At 36.3% G+C, this 13826-nt stretch carries 12 protein-coding genes; 8 read left to right on the plus strand and 4 right to left on the minus strand.

Features of this window, described 5'->3' with window-relative positions:
* Nucleotides 1–116 precede the first annotated feature (116 nt).
* Together DFQ12_RS12655 and DFQ12_RS12660 are read right to left on the minus strand one after the other, a co-directional pair.
* Entirely contained in the window at nt 117–941 is an 825-nt protein-coding gene (locus DFQ12_RS12655) for an RteC domain-containing protein (RefSeq protein ID WP_120259431.1), read from the minus strand.
* Between the two features lie 280 nt (nt 942–1221).
* Nucleotides 1222–2094: a LytTR family DNA-binding domain-containing protein gene (locus DFQ12_RS12660; protein WP_120259432.1), complete on the minus strand. Its 873-nt coding sequence runs from the start codon at nt 2092–2094 to the stop codon at nt 1222–1224.
* A 99-nt stretch (nt 2095–2193) separates the two neighbouring features.
* Here DFQ12_RS12660 and DFQ12_RS12665 point away from each other — a divergent pair, with 99 nt between their 5' ends.
* The 6 genes from DFQ12_RS12665 to DFQ12_RS12690 all read left to right on the plus strand — a co-directional run bounded on the left by DFQ12_RS12665 (nt 2194) and on the right by DFQ12_RS12690 (nt 11140).
* On the plus strand, nt 2194–2541 hold the full coding sequence (locus tag DFQ12_RS12665; RefSeq protein ID WP_120259433.1) for a hypothetical protein: 348 nt from the start codon (nt 2194–2196) through the stop codon (nt 2539–2541).
* A gap of 171 nt (nt 2542–2712) precedes the next feature.
* Entirely contained in the window at nt 2713–3321 is a 609-nt protein-coding gene (locus DFQ12_RS12670) for an RNA polymerase sigma factor (protein WP_120259434.1), read from the plus strand.
* 156 nt (nt 3322–3477) lie between these two features.
* Nucleotides 3478–4641: a FecR family protein gene (locus tag DFQ12_RS12675; RefSeq protein ID WP_120259435.1), complete on the plus strand. Its 1164-nt coding sequence runs from the start codon at nt 3478–3480 to the stop codon at nt 4639–4641.
* Between the two features lie 137 nt (nt 4642–4778).
* Nucleotides 4779–8339 carry a SusC/RagA family TonB-linked outer membrane protein gene (locus DFQ12_RS12680; protein ID WP_120259436.1) on the plus strand — a complete coding sequence of 1187 codons (3561 nt, stop codon included), beginning with the start codon at nt 4779–4781 and terminating at the stop codon, nt 8337–8339.
* Between the two features lie 47 nt (nt 8340–8386).
* Entirely contained in the window at nt 8387–9730 is a 1344-nt protein-coding gene (locus DFQ12_RS12685; protein ID WP_167457268.1) for a RagB/SusD family nutrient uptake outer membrane protein, read from the plus strand.
* A 9-nt stretch (nt 9731–9739) separates the two neighbouring features.
* The gene (locus tag DFQ12_RS12690) at nt 9740–11140 is read left to right on the plus strand and encodes a TlpA family protein disulfide reductase (protein ID WP_120259438.1); all 1401 of its coding nucleotides are present in this window, start codon (nt 9740–9742) and stop codon (nt 11138–11140) included.
* A gap of 40 nt (nt 11141–11180) precedes the next feature.
* Here the strand turns inward: DFQ12_RS12690 and DFQ12_RS12695 are convergent, their stop codons facing one another.
* Both DFQ12_RS12695 and DFQ12_RS28145 read right to left on the minus strand, forming a co-directional pair.
* Nucleotides 11181–11489, minus strand: a complete 309-nt coding sequence (locus DFQ12_RS12695) for a hypothetical protein (RefSeq protein WP_120259439.1) — start codon at nt 11487–11489, stop codon at nt 11181–11183.
* Nucleotides 11490–11775: 286 nt separating this feature from the next.
* Nucleotides 11776–11925, minus strand: coding sequence for a hypothetical protein (locus DFQ12_RS28145; RefSeq protein WP_167457269.1), 150 nt, complete (start codon nt 11923–11925; stop codon nt 11776–11778).
* Between the two features lie 129 nt (nt 11926–12054).
* On the opposite strand from DFQ12_RS28145, the gene DFQ12_RS12705 reads away from it, so the two are divergent.
* Both DFQ12_RS12705 and DFQ12_RS12710 read left to right on the plus strand, forming a co-directional pair.
* Entirely contained in the window at nt 12055–13119 is a 1065-nt protein-coding gene (locus tag DFQ12_RS12705) for a histidine kinase (RefSeq protein WP_120259441.1), read from the plus strand.
* On the plus strand, nt 13116–13823 hold the full coding sequence (locus tag DFQ12_RS12710) for a LytR/AlgR family response regulator transcription factor (protein WP_120259442.1): 708 nt from the start codon (nt 13116–13118) through the stop codon (nt 13821–13823). Before DFQ12_RS12705 ends, DFQ12_RS12710 begins: the two co-directional genes overlap by 4 nt.
* Nucleotides 13824–13826: the final 3 nt, after the last annotated feature.

Genomic DNA, 13826 nt, shown 5'->3' on the forward strand with positions numbered 1-13826 from the left:
CTGGCTGATTGATGTTAATCAAAAATGCTAGGTTATTTTTTTATGGGCACTATCAACTGCTTGCTGATAGTGCCCTTTAAATTAGTATATCAATTTTAAATAGGTAATGTGAAACACTAGCTATTCTTATCTTGTATTTTTTTTAATAAACACTCACGAAGACCATCCAAAAATTTAGTCGGATTAATTTTTCGCATGCTTATTTCCATAAAAGTATGATAGAAATCTCCTAAATCGGTGTTGAAAACTTTTGAAAATATTTTCGCTAAAAATTTAATCTCTTTTGTCCCAAAACAGCCATAGTAGTGAAGAGCATACATAAGTTCTACTAATGCAACTTTCTTTTCTTCCCATACAAGAGGATACAAATTTTCTAGCGTACTGGTTTGCTGACCATTTTTTAAAGATTTTATCTTTTCCTGTAGCCTATTTCCTAATCGTTCGTATGCAATCAGTTTAGCAATAAGATAGCTTGAAACTGTTGAGACTTTATCATCTATCTCCACACTGGGATCTTCCGAAATAGGATTAAACTTTGTTTTCCTAATAAACAAAAACTGATCATGAATAGTCCTTTGTTGCTTATAATATCTCTGAAGTTCGCAATTGCGCTCAAAGAATAAATTTATTCTTTTCAATCCTTTTCTGTAAAAGTTTAATTGACTTTTCTTACCCATTGGGAGGTTAGTTTCAAAAAATGTAATTTCATTCCAGTAAATCAGTTCCGCATTAATTTCCGGTTTATGCTCTTTAAAAAAGCTGATTTCATCTTCTGCACATGTAAACACATGATTGCGTACAAAGTCGTTAAGCGATTTCATTGCACCACTAAAATATTCCGTTTTGCGATAAGCCTTTTCTAACTCAGAATCGGCGTTAAGTGCAATAGCCTGTAATGTTACCTTTGTTGTTTCTCTTAGATTATTCAGGAATTGTTTCATGTTCGATCTTAGTTTTGAGAAGACAGCGTGCACTCTGTCGGGTCTGGTTCAAAAATAGTTACGTTGGAGGTTGTGTTGGAAATTCCCGGCAATCGAATTGTACCGAATTCGGTAATTTTTATTCTGAATTCAGAGTTTTGAAACTAAAATTTAGCAAAGAGTTGAATAATTCAAATGATTGAATAAATTCTCTTATTCATCAGGAATGAAATCAATTTTATTGGATCACCAAATAGGTTAAAAGCAAAACGAATACAGGATTATCGTAATCGAATTCAGATTAACGGTTAATCCATTTTTTGAATGCTGCAACTTTGGTTTCGCTGACTGCAATCAAATCTTTAAACTCTGGAAGTACACCTAGCTCCAAACGGGCACCACTTGGTTTGATTTCTTTACAGGATGAAAAACAGATTATCATTTGCCTGTTTATCCTGAAGAAGTCTGTGGGATCAAGTCCAGCTTCCAGCTCATCGAGAGGGATATTAATGTCAAAAGTTTCTCCATCTTTTTTACGAAGAAAATTCTGTTTCTGTTCTCGGAAAAAATAGGCTATTTCTTCAATTGGAACAGGTATGCTTTTTGTAATTGTGTGGACCAAGATTACTCTCTTATATCCCGGCGAAGTAATAATATAATCGGGCTTCTTTTCAAGATTCTCATAATTTTTCGTACTGCGTTCTATATCATCACGCGGCCAAAATGAGGCAACCAGGTAATAAAGGAAATAATAAATATTAGCTAGAAAAATAAGCAAGAGAATTACAGGAAAGTCGCTATCGAAATAGGGTGTCTCTTGAATTTTATATCCATACATGCTAAAATAAACCCATGCCAAGAGTACGGCAATTACGGCAGGTGGGGCTACACCTAAGAGAATTTGTGCTACAACTCTTTTATTAGTATCATGAAACCAATCTAATCTGGCATCAAGATACCTGGTGATCATCCAAATGTAGTACAAAACCAGAAAAGCAATTACAAAACTTGCGATTAATGCATTGTAATAATCAAAATGTTTTATAATGTTACTTATCTCTTCACTATCACCATAAACTACTATAAAGTGTGCTGCAAAGAGAGACAAAAATACCCTCTTAAAAATATCATTATACTCAGGTCTGTTTTCATTCGTATAAGCACTGTTTTCCATAATCCGCTGAAGATTTCCTTAATCCATAACATGCTGATATCTTCAAAGTTAGTAATTTTTTATTATATTAGAATTATATAATTTAATAAATGAGTTAATATGGAGCAAGTAAGTTTTACACCAGTCGGTATCGCTTTGAAACAGCATGAGCTTTACGGATTGGATGACAATTTATTATTTGAGCAGGCAACAAATTTGAGAAATGACATTATAGGCTGGTCTATGGAAAATTTCATTTTAGATGATAGGCAGATAGATTGGATGAATCAACAAGATGATAGTTTTACGATTGAATTTTCAAAAACGATTTCAGATGGTCTGATTGGAAGATACGATTTCAATATCCAATTTTCAGGGCCATCAGAAGTTTGGAAAAGTAAAAGGGTAAGTGCCAAAGCAAGTGGTCCTGTTAAAACCATAGACATATTTGTGGAAAAATATCCTTAATCTAATTCGCGTAGGGGGGATGTTTATTTCTGACAAATTGTTTTTTTAATTACAATAGAAGAAAGCCGTAATAAATTATCAGCATTTAAACCGTGTCTGATTATGTATCATTTTTTTTTCTTGCAAACGGAAAATATTTTGCTGACATTAGTTCAACCCAAAACTTGAATAATGATTATCAAAGGCCATGAGCTAGAAGACGAACAAGCCCTATTATCCCGGCTTAAAAAAGGAAGCTACGAAGCCTTTGAGGAAGTCTATGGCCGATATAACCGCCAACTCGCAGGTAACCTTATGAAGCTCCTAAAAAACAGGGAAATGGTTGGCGAAGCACTTCAGGAAATTTTTATGCGCCTTTGGAATAATCGAGAAAAAATTAATCCTGAAAAACCAATAAAGGCATATCTGTTTCGTATCGGTGAAAACCTTGTATATGATGCATTCAGAAAAGCTTCCCGAGACGAAAAAATGAGGGCCTACTTTATGGCTTTTACTACTGAGGCTTATGAGCATATTGAGAAGGCGTTGTTTGAACAGGAAAACCGCCAGATGCTTTATGATGCCATTGATCAGTTGCCACCGCAGCGCCGAAAAGTCTATAGCCTTTGTAAACTTGAAGAAAAAAACTATAAAGAAATAAGTGAACTACTTGGCATTTCAACTGCGGCTGTAAACGCTCATGTTACCAAAGCAAATGCATTCCTGAAAGAATACTTCAGCACACATCCAAGTCTTCCGGCAATTATTACGGCTACTATACTTCTAAATAGCCTTTCATAGGTATATTCCAACACTATATGGCTATTAAATATTTGGATGACAATAAAATTAAGTAGCTGTAAATGAGTTGTCTAAAATTTTAGTTGAAGAAAATATAGATTACAGGTATTATTATTTTTCTGTTGAACGTATAGGCTTATAAAAAGGAGATAAATTGTGAAAGCCAATGCCTATATACGATCCTTATTTGAAAAATTTATTTCAGATAAAATCAGCGAAAGTGAACTTCAGCAGCTACTTGACCACTTTGGTGCAAAGGAGAATGACGAATCAATCATGGAGCAGATTCGTCATGTCCTGGAATCTGAATATCAGCCTGTAGATAATAACATAACACAAATTGGCGAAGAAGTAAAATTAAAGCTGGACGCACAATTACGACCAAAAGAAAAACGAATCTGGCTCTATCTTGCAGCAGCAGCTATCTTACTGGCAATAAGTATTGCAGCAATTTACGTTTTTGATCTCGGTAAAATTCCGCAAAACGATACCATACAAACTGTACAGCAACAAATACAACCGGGAACTGATAAGGCTGTACTTATCCTTTCTGATGGTCGCAGAGTGTCACTTACGGATAGTACCAATTCTTTAATTAAAAATAGCTCAGGAGAAAATATCGCTCAGGTCATAGACGGTACACTCAGTTACGTTTCTGGCAATAGGAACATTAAAACTGATGTATCGGCCTACAACACTATATTGGTACCTAAAGGTGGACAGTATAAAGTAATATTGCCCGATGGCAGTAAAGCCTGGCTTAATTCAGGATCATCCCTTCGATATCCGGTTAGTTTCGGTACGCAAACAAGGATTATGGAATTGAGTGGAGAGGGTTATTTTGACGTTGTAAAAAATAAAAAGTTACCATTTACTGTAAAGTCCTCAACGCTGGAGGTTACGGCACTGGGTACGCAGTTTAACGTCATTACCTATTCCAATGAACCGTATGGAGCAGCCACTTTGGTAGAAGGTTCCTTACGCGTTTCAGACACTAAATCACAGAAAACAGTTTTAATTACTCCAGGTGAACAAGCGTTTTCAACAGCCGGTAATTTAAAAGTGCGTAAGGTCAATACCTATGAATTAACTGCGTGGAAAGATGGTCTTTTTGTGATCAGCAAAGCGGGGTTGGACGAAGTTATGAGACAGGTGGAGCGTTGGTACAATGTAACTATAGAGGTAAAATTGCCGGAGACTGCAAATACTTTCTCCGGAGAGTTTCCCCGGAACATTGCACTTGCAGATTTTCTTCAATCATTGGAGAGGGCAACTGGCATAAAATTTAAAATCGAAGGAAGGAGGATTGTCGGTAGATAAGAGAAGAGATGTGTTTAAATATGTTTATGTCTTGGCATAAGTAAGCCGGAAGTTAGCGCTTCCGGCTAATGCCAGGGTTAAAAAAAGAGTACCGTTCAAAGCAAACTAATTTTAAATCCTAACTAAGAAACAAAAGTATGAATTATAAAATTCATCGAAGAACAATGCACAAAAATAAGTGCATAACGATCAGGTGCCTGGGAGGGCCTGAGAAATATGGTCTGAACAGCTGGTTTAGATTCATCTTCCTGATAATATTTTTTACATTTCTTTACCTGGCGGCATCTGCACAAAAAGTCAGCGTAAATGTAACAGACAGACCATTAAAAGAGGTATTACAATCACTCCGTCAACAAAGCGGTTATGCCTTTATCTTCAATGATCAGCTGATGGCCAAGGCCAAACCTGTGACATTAAATGTAAAGGCTAAAGAAATTCTGGAAGTATTACCACTCACTTTTAAAGGACAACCTTTAGGATACGAGATCAATGGAAAAGTAATAACCGTTATCCCATCCGAACCATCAAAAACAATTATAAGAAAAGAGGAGCGACAAATCAAAGGCCAGGTAGTGGATAGTTTGAGGCGACCACTAGCGAATGTAACGGTAAGAATCAAAAATACTGATCAGGTTGCTCTTTCAGATAATTCAGGAAACTTCAGTATTTCGGATATTCCAATTGATGGCATACTTGCTTTAAGTTTATTGGGTTATCGGGGAGTGGAAATAAAGAAACCATACAATGGTCTAGTGGTTACGATGCAAGCATTCGAGGGCATGTTGTCTGAAGCTGTAGTAAATGTAAACACCGGGTATCAAAGTATCCCTAAAGAACGTGCAACTGGCTCCTTCATATTACTGGACAACAATGCGATTAATAAACGTGTTTCTACAAATATACTAGATCGTCTTGAAGGAAATGTCCCAGGACTACTTTTCAATAAGAACACATCAAGTAGTGCCGATGGCGGTATTGATATTAATATCCGCGGCCACAGTACTTTATTTGCAAATGATCAGCCATTAATTGTGGTTGACAATTTTCCTTACGATGGGGATATCAGAAATATTAACCCGAACGATGTTGAGACGATAACTGTCCTCAAAGATGCAGCAGCAACAAGCATATGGGGTGTTCGTTCAGGTAATGGTGTAATAGTAATAACAACAAAAAAAGGCATCTTAGGTAAACCGTTAAGCATAGAATTTAATACCAATCTTACCATCGGCGCAAAACCTGATTTATACTATAAGCCTATGGAAGAGATTGCAGCTACGGATCGAGTGGATATTGAACATATGCTGTATGACAAGGGGTTTTATAATGCTGACCTTACTAGCACTAACTTCCCTAACATACCATACACGGTGGTTGTATGGGAGAGATTACGAAAAGGAATCATCAACGAACAGGAAAGTATTGGGCAGATCAACTTGCTTAGAAATAGCGATGTAAGAAGAGACCTCAACAAATACTTTTACAATCAAAGTATAAATCAACAGTATGCCATAAATTTTAAGGGAGGAGGCCCCAAAAGCGATTACTATATTTCAATTGGGTATGATCACAATCGTCCAAGCCAGAGCGGATTTAAAAACGAAAGATTTAATCTTTCCTCAAACACTAATTTCTATCCAACGGATAAGCTTACACTCTCGGCAGGTATAAATTTTACGAATACCAGCGCACAATCAAACAGTGTTTTGTCCGAACTCAACACCCTTAAAACATCAGGTACACTTCCTGTTTATACTGATCTGGTAGATGATATTACTGGAATGTCTAAAATCGTTACAAGGAGTTATAGTCCGTTTTACTTGGATACATTAAGTGGTTCAGGTTTTAAGGATTGGCGTTATAGGCCTTATGATGAATTAAGCATGGCCGATGCCGATAATAAGCAAATTCATAATAAACTGAATTTCGGTGCTAGCTATAAAATAATAGATGGTCTAATTACATCCTTGAAATATCAGTTTGAAAAAGGAACTTCAAATTTTGACACCTATAACGACCCTGATACGTATTACACCAGGAATCTGATTAACCGCTTTCATGCTCCGGAAACAGCAGTGCAGTACCCTGTTCCCGATGCAGGGGGCATACTTAACAGCAGTATTTCTGAAATGAGATCAAACCGTCTGAGATTTCAAACGGATTACTCTAAATCGTTTAATGAACATAAGATTTTTGCAATTGCCGGAGCAGAAGTGAGTGAGACAATTACGGAAAGTAAAGCCAATACATTCTATGGTTACAACAAGGAAAATTCTTCCATGATCAACGTAGATTATACCACGGTTTTTCCGACAAACCCAGGGAATTCATCCTTAATCCCTAATATAAATAATATCGGAAAATTTACAGACAGGTACATTTCTTATTTCAGCAATGCAAGCTATTCTTTCAAGGATAAATATGTATTGTCACTAAGTGGTAGAATTGACAAATCAAATCTATTCGGTGTGAAAACTAATCAAAAAGCTTCACCATTATATTCTGCAGGCCTATCATGGGAATTTTCAAAGGAACCATTCTATAATTTAAAATTTCTTCCTTATGGTAAGTTAAGGGTAACGTATGGATATAACGGCAATATCGACAAAAGCGTTTCAGCTTATAATACGTTTTTGACAGTTAGTGATCCTTTCTATTATGGAAATACCAGAGGCGTTATTCAAAGGCCAGGAAACGATCAGCTAAGGTGGGAGAAAGTTCGTGTTATAAATTTAGGGTATGATTTTGCAACGTTAAAAAACAGGGTTACGGGAAGCATTGAATTTTATTATAAAAGGGGTATTGATCTTTTTGGAATTTCATCTTTACCGGGTTCTACCGGGTTCACGACTTTTTACGGAAATACGGCGAGTACCTCTACTAAAGGCTTTGACATAAACATTACATCGGCAAATGTAAAAACTGGAAAGTTTAACTGGATATCAAACCTGCAACTTAGCAGGGCATTAGATATCGTTACGGATTATGGCAGGGAGGAGTTAGCGATATCCTATATCAATGGAATTAGATCGAGCATAGTTCAACCCCTCGTTGGAAAACCGTTATTTTCTGTTTATAGTTATCGTTGGGCAGGCTTATCTCCAGATAATGGAGATCCCCGGGGATTTATTGACGGAGAAATCAGCAGCGATTGGGGTTCCATTATAAGTTCAACAACAGTACAGAATATGGTTTACAATGGACCTGCAAGGCCAACATTCTTTGGGTCATTTAGAAATACTTTTAGCTATAAACAACTTTCTATTTCTGCAAATATGATTTTTAAACTTAATTATTATTACAGAAAATCATCCATTAGCTATGCTGGACTTTACAGTGGGGGCGGAAATACTGATTATTACAAACGATGGCAAAAACCTGGTGATGAATTAAATACTAATGTGCCTTCTCAGCAATTACCCCCTGTAACTACGAGCAGGGAAGACTTCTATTTATACTCTGAAGCAAATATCGAGAAAGGCGATCATATCAGAATTCAAGATATCACGCTGCAATATGACTGGAATCTTAAAAAAAATTCTCAAAACTTTGGCATCCAAAAAATTCAATTCTATGGCTATATAAATAATGTTGGTATCATCTGGAGGGCAAATAAGAGTGGAACAGACCCGGATGTATATATTGGCGGATATCAGGCACCGAAGTCATTCTCACTAGGTGCGAAAGTTACATTTTAGAAGAAACGGACATGAAAACAAACAGACTTTTTTATATCACAATTGGAATGCTACTAATATTTTGCAGTTGTAGCAAAGAAAACGACTTTTTAGATCAAAAGCCTGATCAATCATTGGTATTACCTTCGAGTTTGAGTGATTATGAAACCTTATTAAACAGCACTACTGTATTTAATCGCTTTGTAGATCCTGCTATGGGTTCAGCATCCGCAGATGAGTATTATTTGCCAGAAGGTACTTTTAATTCCTTTTCAACTTCATCCTACAGGAATCTTTATACCTGGCAAAAGGATATCTATGTAGGCGAGAGTACGATGGATGGAGAGTGGAATAAACCTTATTTACAGGTTTATTATTGCAATATTATTCTTGAAGGCATTCAAACATTAGCCATTCCTGCTTCTGAAAAAGAGACTTTTAATAGAATCAAGGGAAGTGCATTATTTTTTAGGGCATGGGCTTTTTATAATCTTGTTCAAACCTTTGCAGCACCTTATAATAAAGAATCGGCAACTACTGATCCGGGAATACCCATAAAGTTAAGCTCAGATATCAATGCAAGGCCACCACGGTCGACAGTAGCAGAAACATATAAACAAATTATAACCGATCTAGAAATAGCACTGGAACTTTTGCCGGTTATTAATAGATTTAAGACCCAACCTTCGGTCATAGCAACTCTCGGATTCTTGTCCAGAATTCATTTGGCTATGAGAAATTATGAGGAAGCAATGAATTATTCAAATAAGTTCCTGGTAAAGTTTAGCATGCTTAGTGACTTTAATCAATTTGCCAGCAATCGTACACTTTCGTTACATACAACGTTTTTAGATGAGGATGTTTTCCATACAACGATAAGTACATCGTCGCCCTCAAGCAGAAGTAACGCACGTATTGATCCGGTTTTTTACAAGAGTTATAATGAAAAGGACCTTAGAAGAACATTATTTTTTAGGTCAAGCGGTGGCGAAATTCTATATAAAGGGAGTTATGACCAATATGGCTATCCCTACAGTGGAATTGCCACCGATGAAATTATGCTTAACAGAGCAGAGTGTTATGCAAGGGATGGAAAATTAGAACTAGCGTTTAAGGACTTAAATAGCCTGCTGATCAAAAGATGGGCGGTAGGAACGTTCGTTCCCTTATCTGCCGCAACGCGAGATCAGGCGTTAAGACTTATATTATCTGAACGAAAAAAAGAACTCTTATTTAGGGGGACACGCTGGAATGACCTTCGTCGGCTAAATCAGGAGGATGAATTCAAAACAACTTTGTCTCGCACTATTAGTGGTCAAACCTATACACTTCCTCCCAATGATCCCAGGTATATATTTCTGATACCGCTATCAGAAGTACAGCAAACAAATATTTCACAAAATTTGAGATAAACAATAATTATGAAAATTGTAAAAACACTAATGATAATTATGCATATAGTTACGCAGAGTATCATTTGCATAGCCTTTACACTATCTAAAACAAGTGCACAGGAAAAAATTACGATATCTCGCGCATTAATTCCTGATAAGGAAAACCTACAAATCGAAATTTATAATTTGGGTATTTCCGACCGGAGAACTAACACGTTTGTTAAAGCAGAAGACGATGGCACAAATATGGTATTTGACATGGAACAAGTAAAGCAACCAACCTATTTTAAAATAAATGGTGTGGATAAACGATTATCTGAATGCCTATTTTTACTTAGCCCGAATGATAATATCTCAATCGTAAACGAAGTTGGTAAGATTAGTTTTTTAGGCAATAATGCACTGGTTTATGAATGCATTTATAAACAGCATGAAATGAGTGAAATTTTCATGAAAGCCCACCCCGCACCTGATACATCTAGCGAGAGTCTTTTCCAAAATCTTAAGTATAATTTTATACTGGCTAAAAAGAAAGAATCAATCATTGAATCTTACGAAGGAAAAATTCCTACCAACTTAAAGGGGATGCTATTAGCTGATTTGCGTTATGGGCAATTGAGCTATTATTATTCATTATTAAAACTGAAATCTGTGGATAAAAACCAAAGTGAAAAGTTTCTTTCAAATATTTATAAACCAGATACAGCATTTGATAATAGCTTATTGTTTGCCTACCCAAGTTTTGTGATAAACAAATATGAGTATGAGCAATTAAAACTCGATAGAAAGATCGATATTAAGTCCGCCTTAAATTTCTTAGAGCAGAATTTTAAAGGAAGAAGTCAGCAACAGATAATGGCTTATTTATTGTCAACCAGGCTAAGATCGCAAATAATTGATAGTGTTGAATATGAGCATTTTCTTTCCTACGCTGATGCCGATTTTATTTTTCATTTTAAAGAATATACTAAGGGGAGAGTTTCAGGTTCCTTTGCATCAGATTTTAAACTGAATGGCGTAGATGGAAACAGTTATTCTCTTAAAGATTTTAGAGGCAAAGTTATTGTAATGGACTTTTGGTTTACTGGATGCGGTGCCTGCAGGTTATTAAATCCAATTTTGGAACAAGCTTCCCAAAAAATGAGAAATGAGCGTGTTGCTTTTTTAAGCATTTCGATTGATAAAAAGAAAGAGATTTGGGAGAAGAGTTTAAAGGGCAACAAATATAGTTTTCCGGGAGCAATTAAATTATACACAGAAGGATTGGGAGATAAACATCCAATAATTAGCGACTACAACATTAAAGGGTATCCTACAGTTGTCATTATTTCACCTGAAGGTAAGCTATTACCTCTACCTGTAAATCCAAGATCCGATAAAGCAGAAAGTCTTCTAGCAGTTATAAATAGTGCACTTTTGAATCAATAAAAAAATCCGGGACCAAAATAAGATGGCCCCGGATTGTAAATTATTGGTATGCTTCATTCGAAGGTGATTGACCGCTAGGCATCTGACCATCTATGGGCTGTGATGCAGCTTCTACCTCACAGGATGCGCCAGGCAAGGGATCACAGGAAAGTTCAGCTTCCAGTACTTCATTGAAATTGGAGGTCCAATGAAACGGTTGTGCGCTACCAGGCGGGTTTTTAATTGCATAATATGTGGTTGTAGCCGCTTTATTTTCAGATGGTACATCTGTTTTTGAATCGTTGCGGTTTCCTGCAAAAGCGGCAGAGGTCAGGGCCAGAAGGGAAAGGCCGAAGATTACTTTTTTCATAAGAATTGATTTTATTGTAAAAAAAATGATTAAAGTTTAGGAAAGGCGCGCCCCTGTAGCCTCGAAGAGGCAACTTTTACAAGCACTGTGAGAAAATGTGATTGGTTATATGACGAGGTGATTCAGGTTTTTATCTTAAAGATTTGAGTTTTTTGTCAGTATCAAATGGTCAAATTAGAAATATCGCGCGGATATATATCCCTAACTTCGTTTGATTAAGTAGGGTGCTTAAAAAAATATCACCCTACTGAAATACACTATACCGATGATTGCTTATAACTAACTCTTACAAGCATCCACTTGTTGTCGTCGGATGTGTTGTGGTTAAATAAGTAGTGGAACCCGACCGATTTTTCGTTGCCGCGGTATCACTTCCTTTAAATGTAAACAGCGATTTTGATTTGATGAATTTTGATTGTTTTAATTCTTTTTTCATAATGGTAAAACTGTAAATACTGGGCTTCATTGCCTTTGTAACATAAAAGTACGGCTGGTATTAAGCCATTCCAAATAAATTGGGTAACTGGTCAACTTATATGGGTAACCTGTCAAAAAGCATGGGTATATGATAAAAATCGAACAATTAGGGTTATTTAGCTCGGTGAATTATCCAAAGATTATTTTTTTACACTTCATCGGAGTTTTCATTTTTATTGCATTTGAAACAAGTCTGGCATTAGTATTAAATCCAGACATTGGATTTTGGGAGAACGTAGTGTATTACCTATTGGAAATAGCAACCTTTTATGTCAACCTATTTTGTGTTATGCCTTTGGCAAATCATCGTGGTAGAGAAGTTCGGTTTCTCCTTGGCCTCGTACTATTAATTGTTTCTTTCTGCATCTGTAGAATAGCTTTATTAAAAGTGCTTTACCCTGTTATGTTTGCACAGATCGTCAATGAAGGGCATATGGATAAGATGTTTGCTCGTGCGGGATGGCGAGGAATATACATCATTGGGCTTAGCATAGTTTATTGGTTGTTTAAGAGAGATAAAAAAGCAGCTTTAGAGAGAAAGCAGCTCGAAATAGACAAATTGAAAGCCATTGCAGAGAAACGAAGGATAGAGGTATCCTTGCTCCAAATGCAATTGGAGCCTCATTTAATCACGAACGTACTGGCTTTTGTTTATGAAAAAATTGAAGTAATCGCTCCGGATGCTGCATTGGCAGTTGACAGGCTGTCTGAACTTATGAAGCATTCGCTGACGGATGTAATTTCTTTAAATAAAGTTCCTATAGAGGAAGAAATAGAAGGTGTAAAAACTCTAATAGCGATTCAAGGTTCACTAGCTAACAAGCCCTTATCTATTGAGCTGGACATTGAACAAAACGAAGGCCATGGAGATGAACTTATTCCTCCTAATTTACTAACCACTTTTATTGATAATATTTTTACGCATGGTATTGTTGATAACCCTGCCACTCCTGCAAGAGTAAAAATCAGTGTTGATAATAGCATGTTTTACTTTCGCTGCGAGAACGCTAAAAGCAATATGGATTTTAGAGGCAAAGGTTTAGGTATGAGCAATGTTAGAAGCATATTGAATTATTTCTATCAAGAGCAATATGAGTTGAGTGTAGCTGAATCGGAAACCTATTACAGTTTGGATCTTAAAATAGCGTTATGAAATGTTATATAGTCGATGATAAGCAATTCTGTATTGACCAGATTGCCCGGCATATCCAAAAAACAGCTGGTTTCACATTAGTGGGGTCCAATACCGATCCGCTAAATGCCTTAGCCGCTGTTAAATCAGGTAAGGTAGAAATTGACTTGCTTTTTTTGGATATTGATATGCCAGGTATTGATGGACTTGAATTTGAAAGACAAGTCAGGGGTTTGGCTTTTGTAATTTTTGTTTCAGGATATAGGAAATATGCTGTGGATGCATTTGAAGGGGACGCTAAGGCTTATTTAGTTAAGCCGGTAACTTATGCAAAATTTTCTGCTGCCGTTGAAAAGATTAGCAGTATAATAAAAAAAGAGCAGGTTGCAAAAGTAGAAGATGATGTTGAGTTTGCAGTCAAGATCAACGGAAAGAACAACCTAAAGATAGTTAGGTTTGATTCGATTATTTATGTTTCCGCAGCAGATAATTATATGATACTCCATCTGAATGATGATACTACGCTAATGGTAAACATAACTATGAAGAAGTTATTGGAAACATTGCCCCAAAAGTTTTTCATAAGAACACATCATTCCTTTGCCGTCAATAGGAGTTACGCGTCACGGATTGTTGGTAATACTGTTAAAATGAAAAACGATGTTTCAGTAGATATTAGCAGAGCGTACAGGAATGACGTTATACAGCGGTTTAAAAGTGTTTAACTG

Origin of the sequence: Sphingobacterium detergens (assembly GCF_003610355.1) — a bacterium.
GTDB classification, from domain to species: domain Bacteria; phylum Bacteroidota; class Bacteroidia; order Sphingobacteriales; family Sphingobacteriaceae; genus Sphingobacterium; species Sphingobacterium detergens.

What these genes read in the sequence shown, in the direction of transcription:
- DFQ12_RS12655 (WP_120259431.1), bottom strand. Translation starts at nt 941, where the DNA reads ATGAAACAATTCCTGAATAATCTAAGAGAAACAACAAAGGTAACATTA.
- DFQ12_RS12660 (WP_120259432.1), bottom strand. Translation starts at nt 2,094, where the DNA reads ATGGAAAACAGTGCTTATACGAATGAAAACAGACCTGAGTATAATGAT.
- DFQ12_RS12665 (WP_120259433.1), top strand. Translation starts at nt 2,194, where the DNA reads ATGGAGCAAGTAAGTTTTACACCAGTCGGTATCGCTTTGAAACAGCAT.
- DFQ12_RS12670 (WP_120259434.1), top strand. Translation starts at nt 2,713, where the DNA reads ATGATTATCAAAGGCCATGAGCTAGAAGACGAACAAGCCCTATTATCC.
- DFQ12_RS12680 (WP_120259436.1), top strand. Translation starts at nt 4,779, where the DNA reads ATGAATTATAAAATTCATCGAAGAACAATGCACAAAAATAAGTGCATA.
- DFQ12_RS12685 (WP_167457268.1), top strand. Translation starts at nt 8,387, where the DNA reads ATGCTACTAATATTTTGCAGTTGTAGCAAAGAAAACGACTTTTTAGAT.
- DFQ12_RS12690 (WP_120259438.1), top strand. Translation starts at nt 9,740, where the DNA reads ATGAAAATTGTAAAAACACTAATGATAATTATGCATATAGTTACGCAG.
- DFQ12_RS12695 (WP_120259439.1), bottom strand. Translation starts at nt 11,489, where the DNA reads ATGAAAAAAGTAATCTTCGGCCTTTCCCTTCTGGCCCTGACCTCTGCC.
- DFQ12_RS28145 (WP_167457269.1), bottom strand. Translation starts at nt 11,925, where the DNA reads ATGAAAAAAGAATTAAAACAATCAAAATTCATCAAATCAAAATCGCTG.
- DFQ12_RS12705 (WP_120259441.1), top strand. Translation starts at nt 12,055, where the DNA reads ATGATAAAAATCGAACAATTAGGGTTATTTAGCTCGGTGAATTATCCA.
- DFQ12_RS12710 (WP_120259442.1), top strand. Translation starts at nt 13,116, where the DNA reads ATGAAATGTTATATAGTCGATGATAAGCAATTCTGTATTGACCAGATT.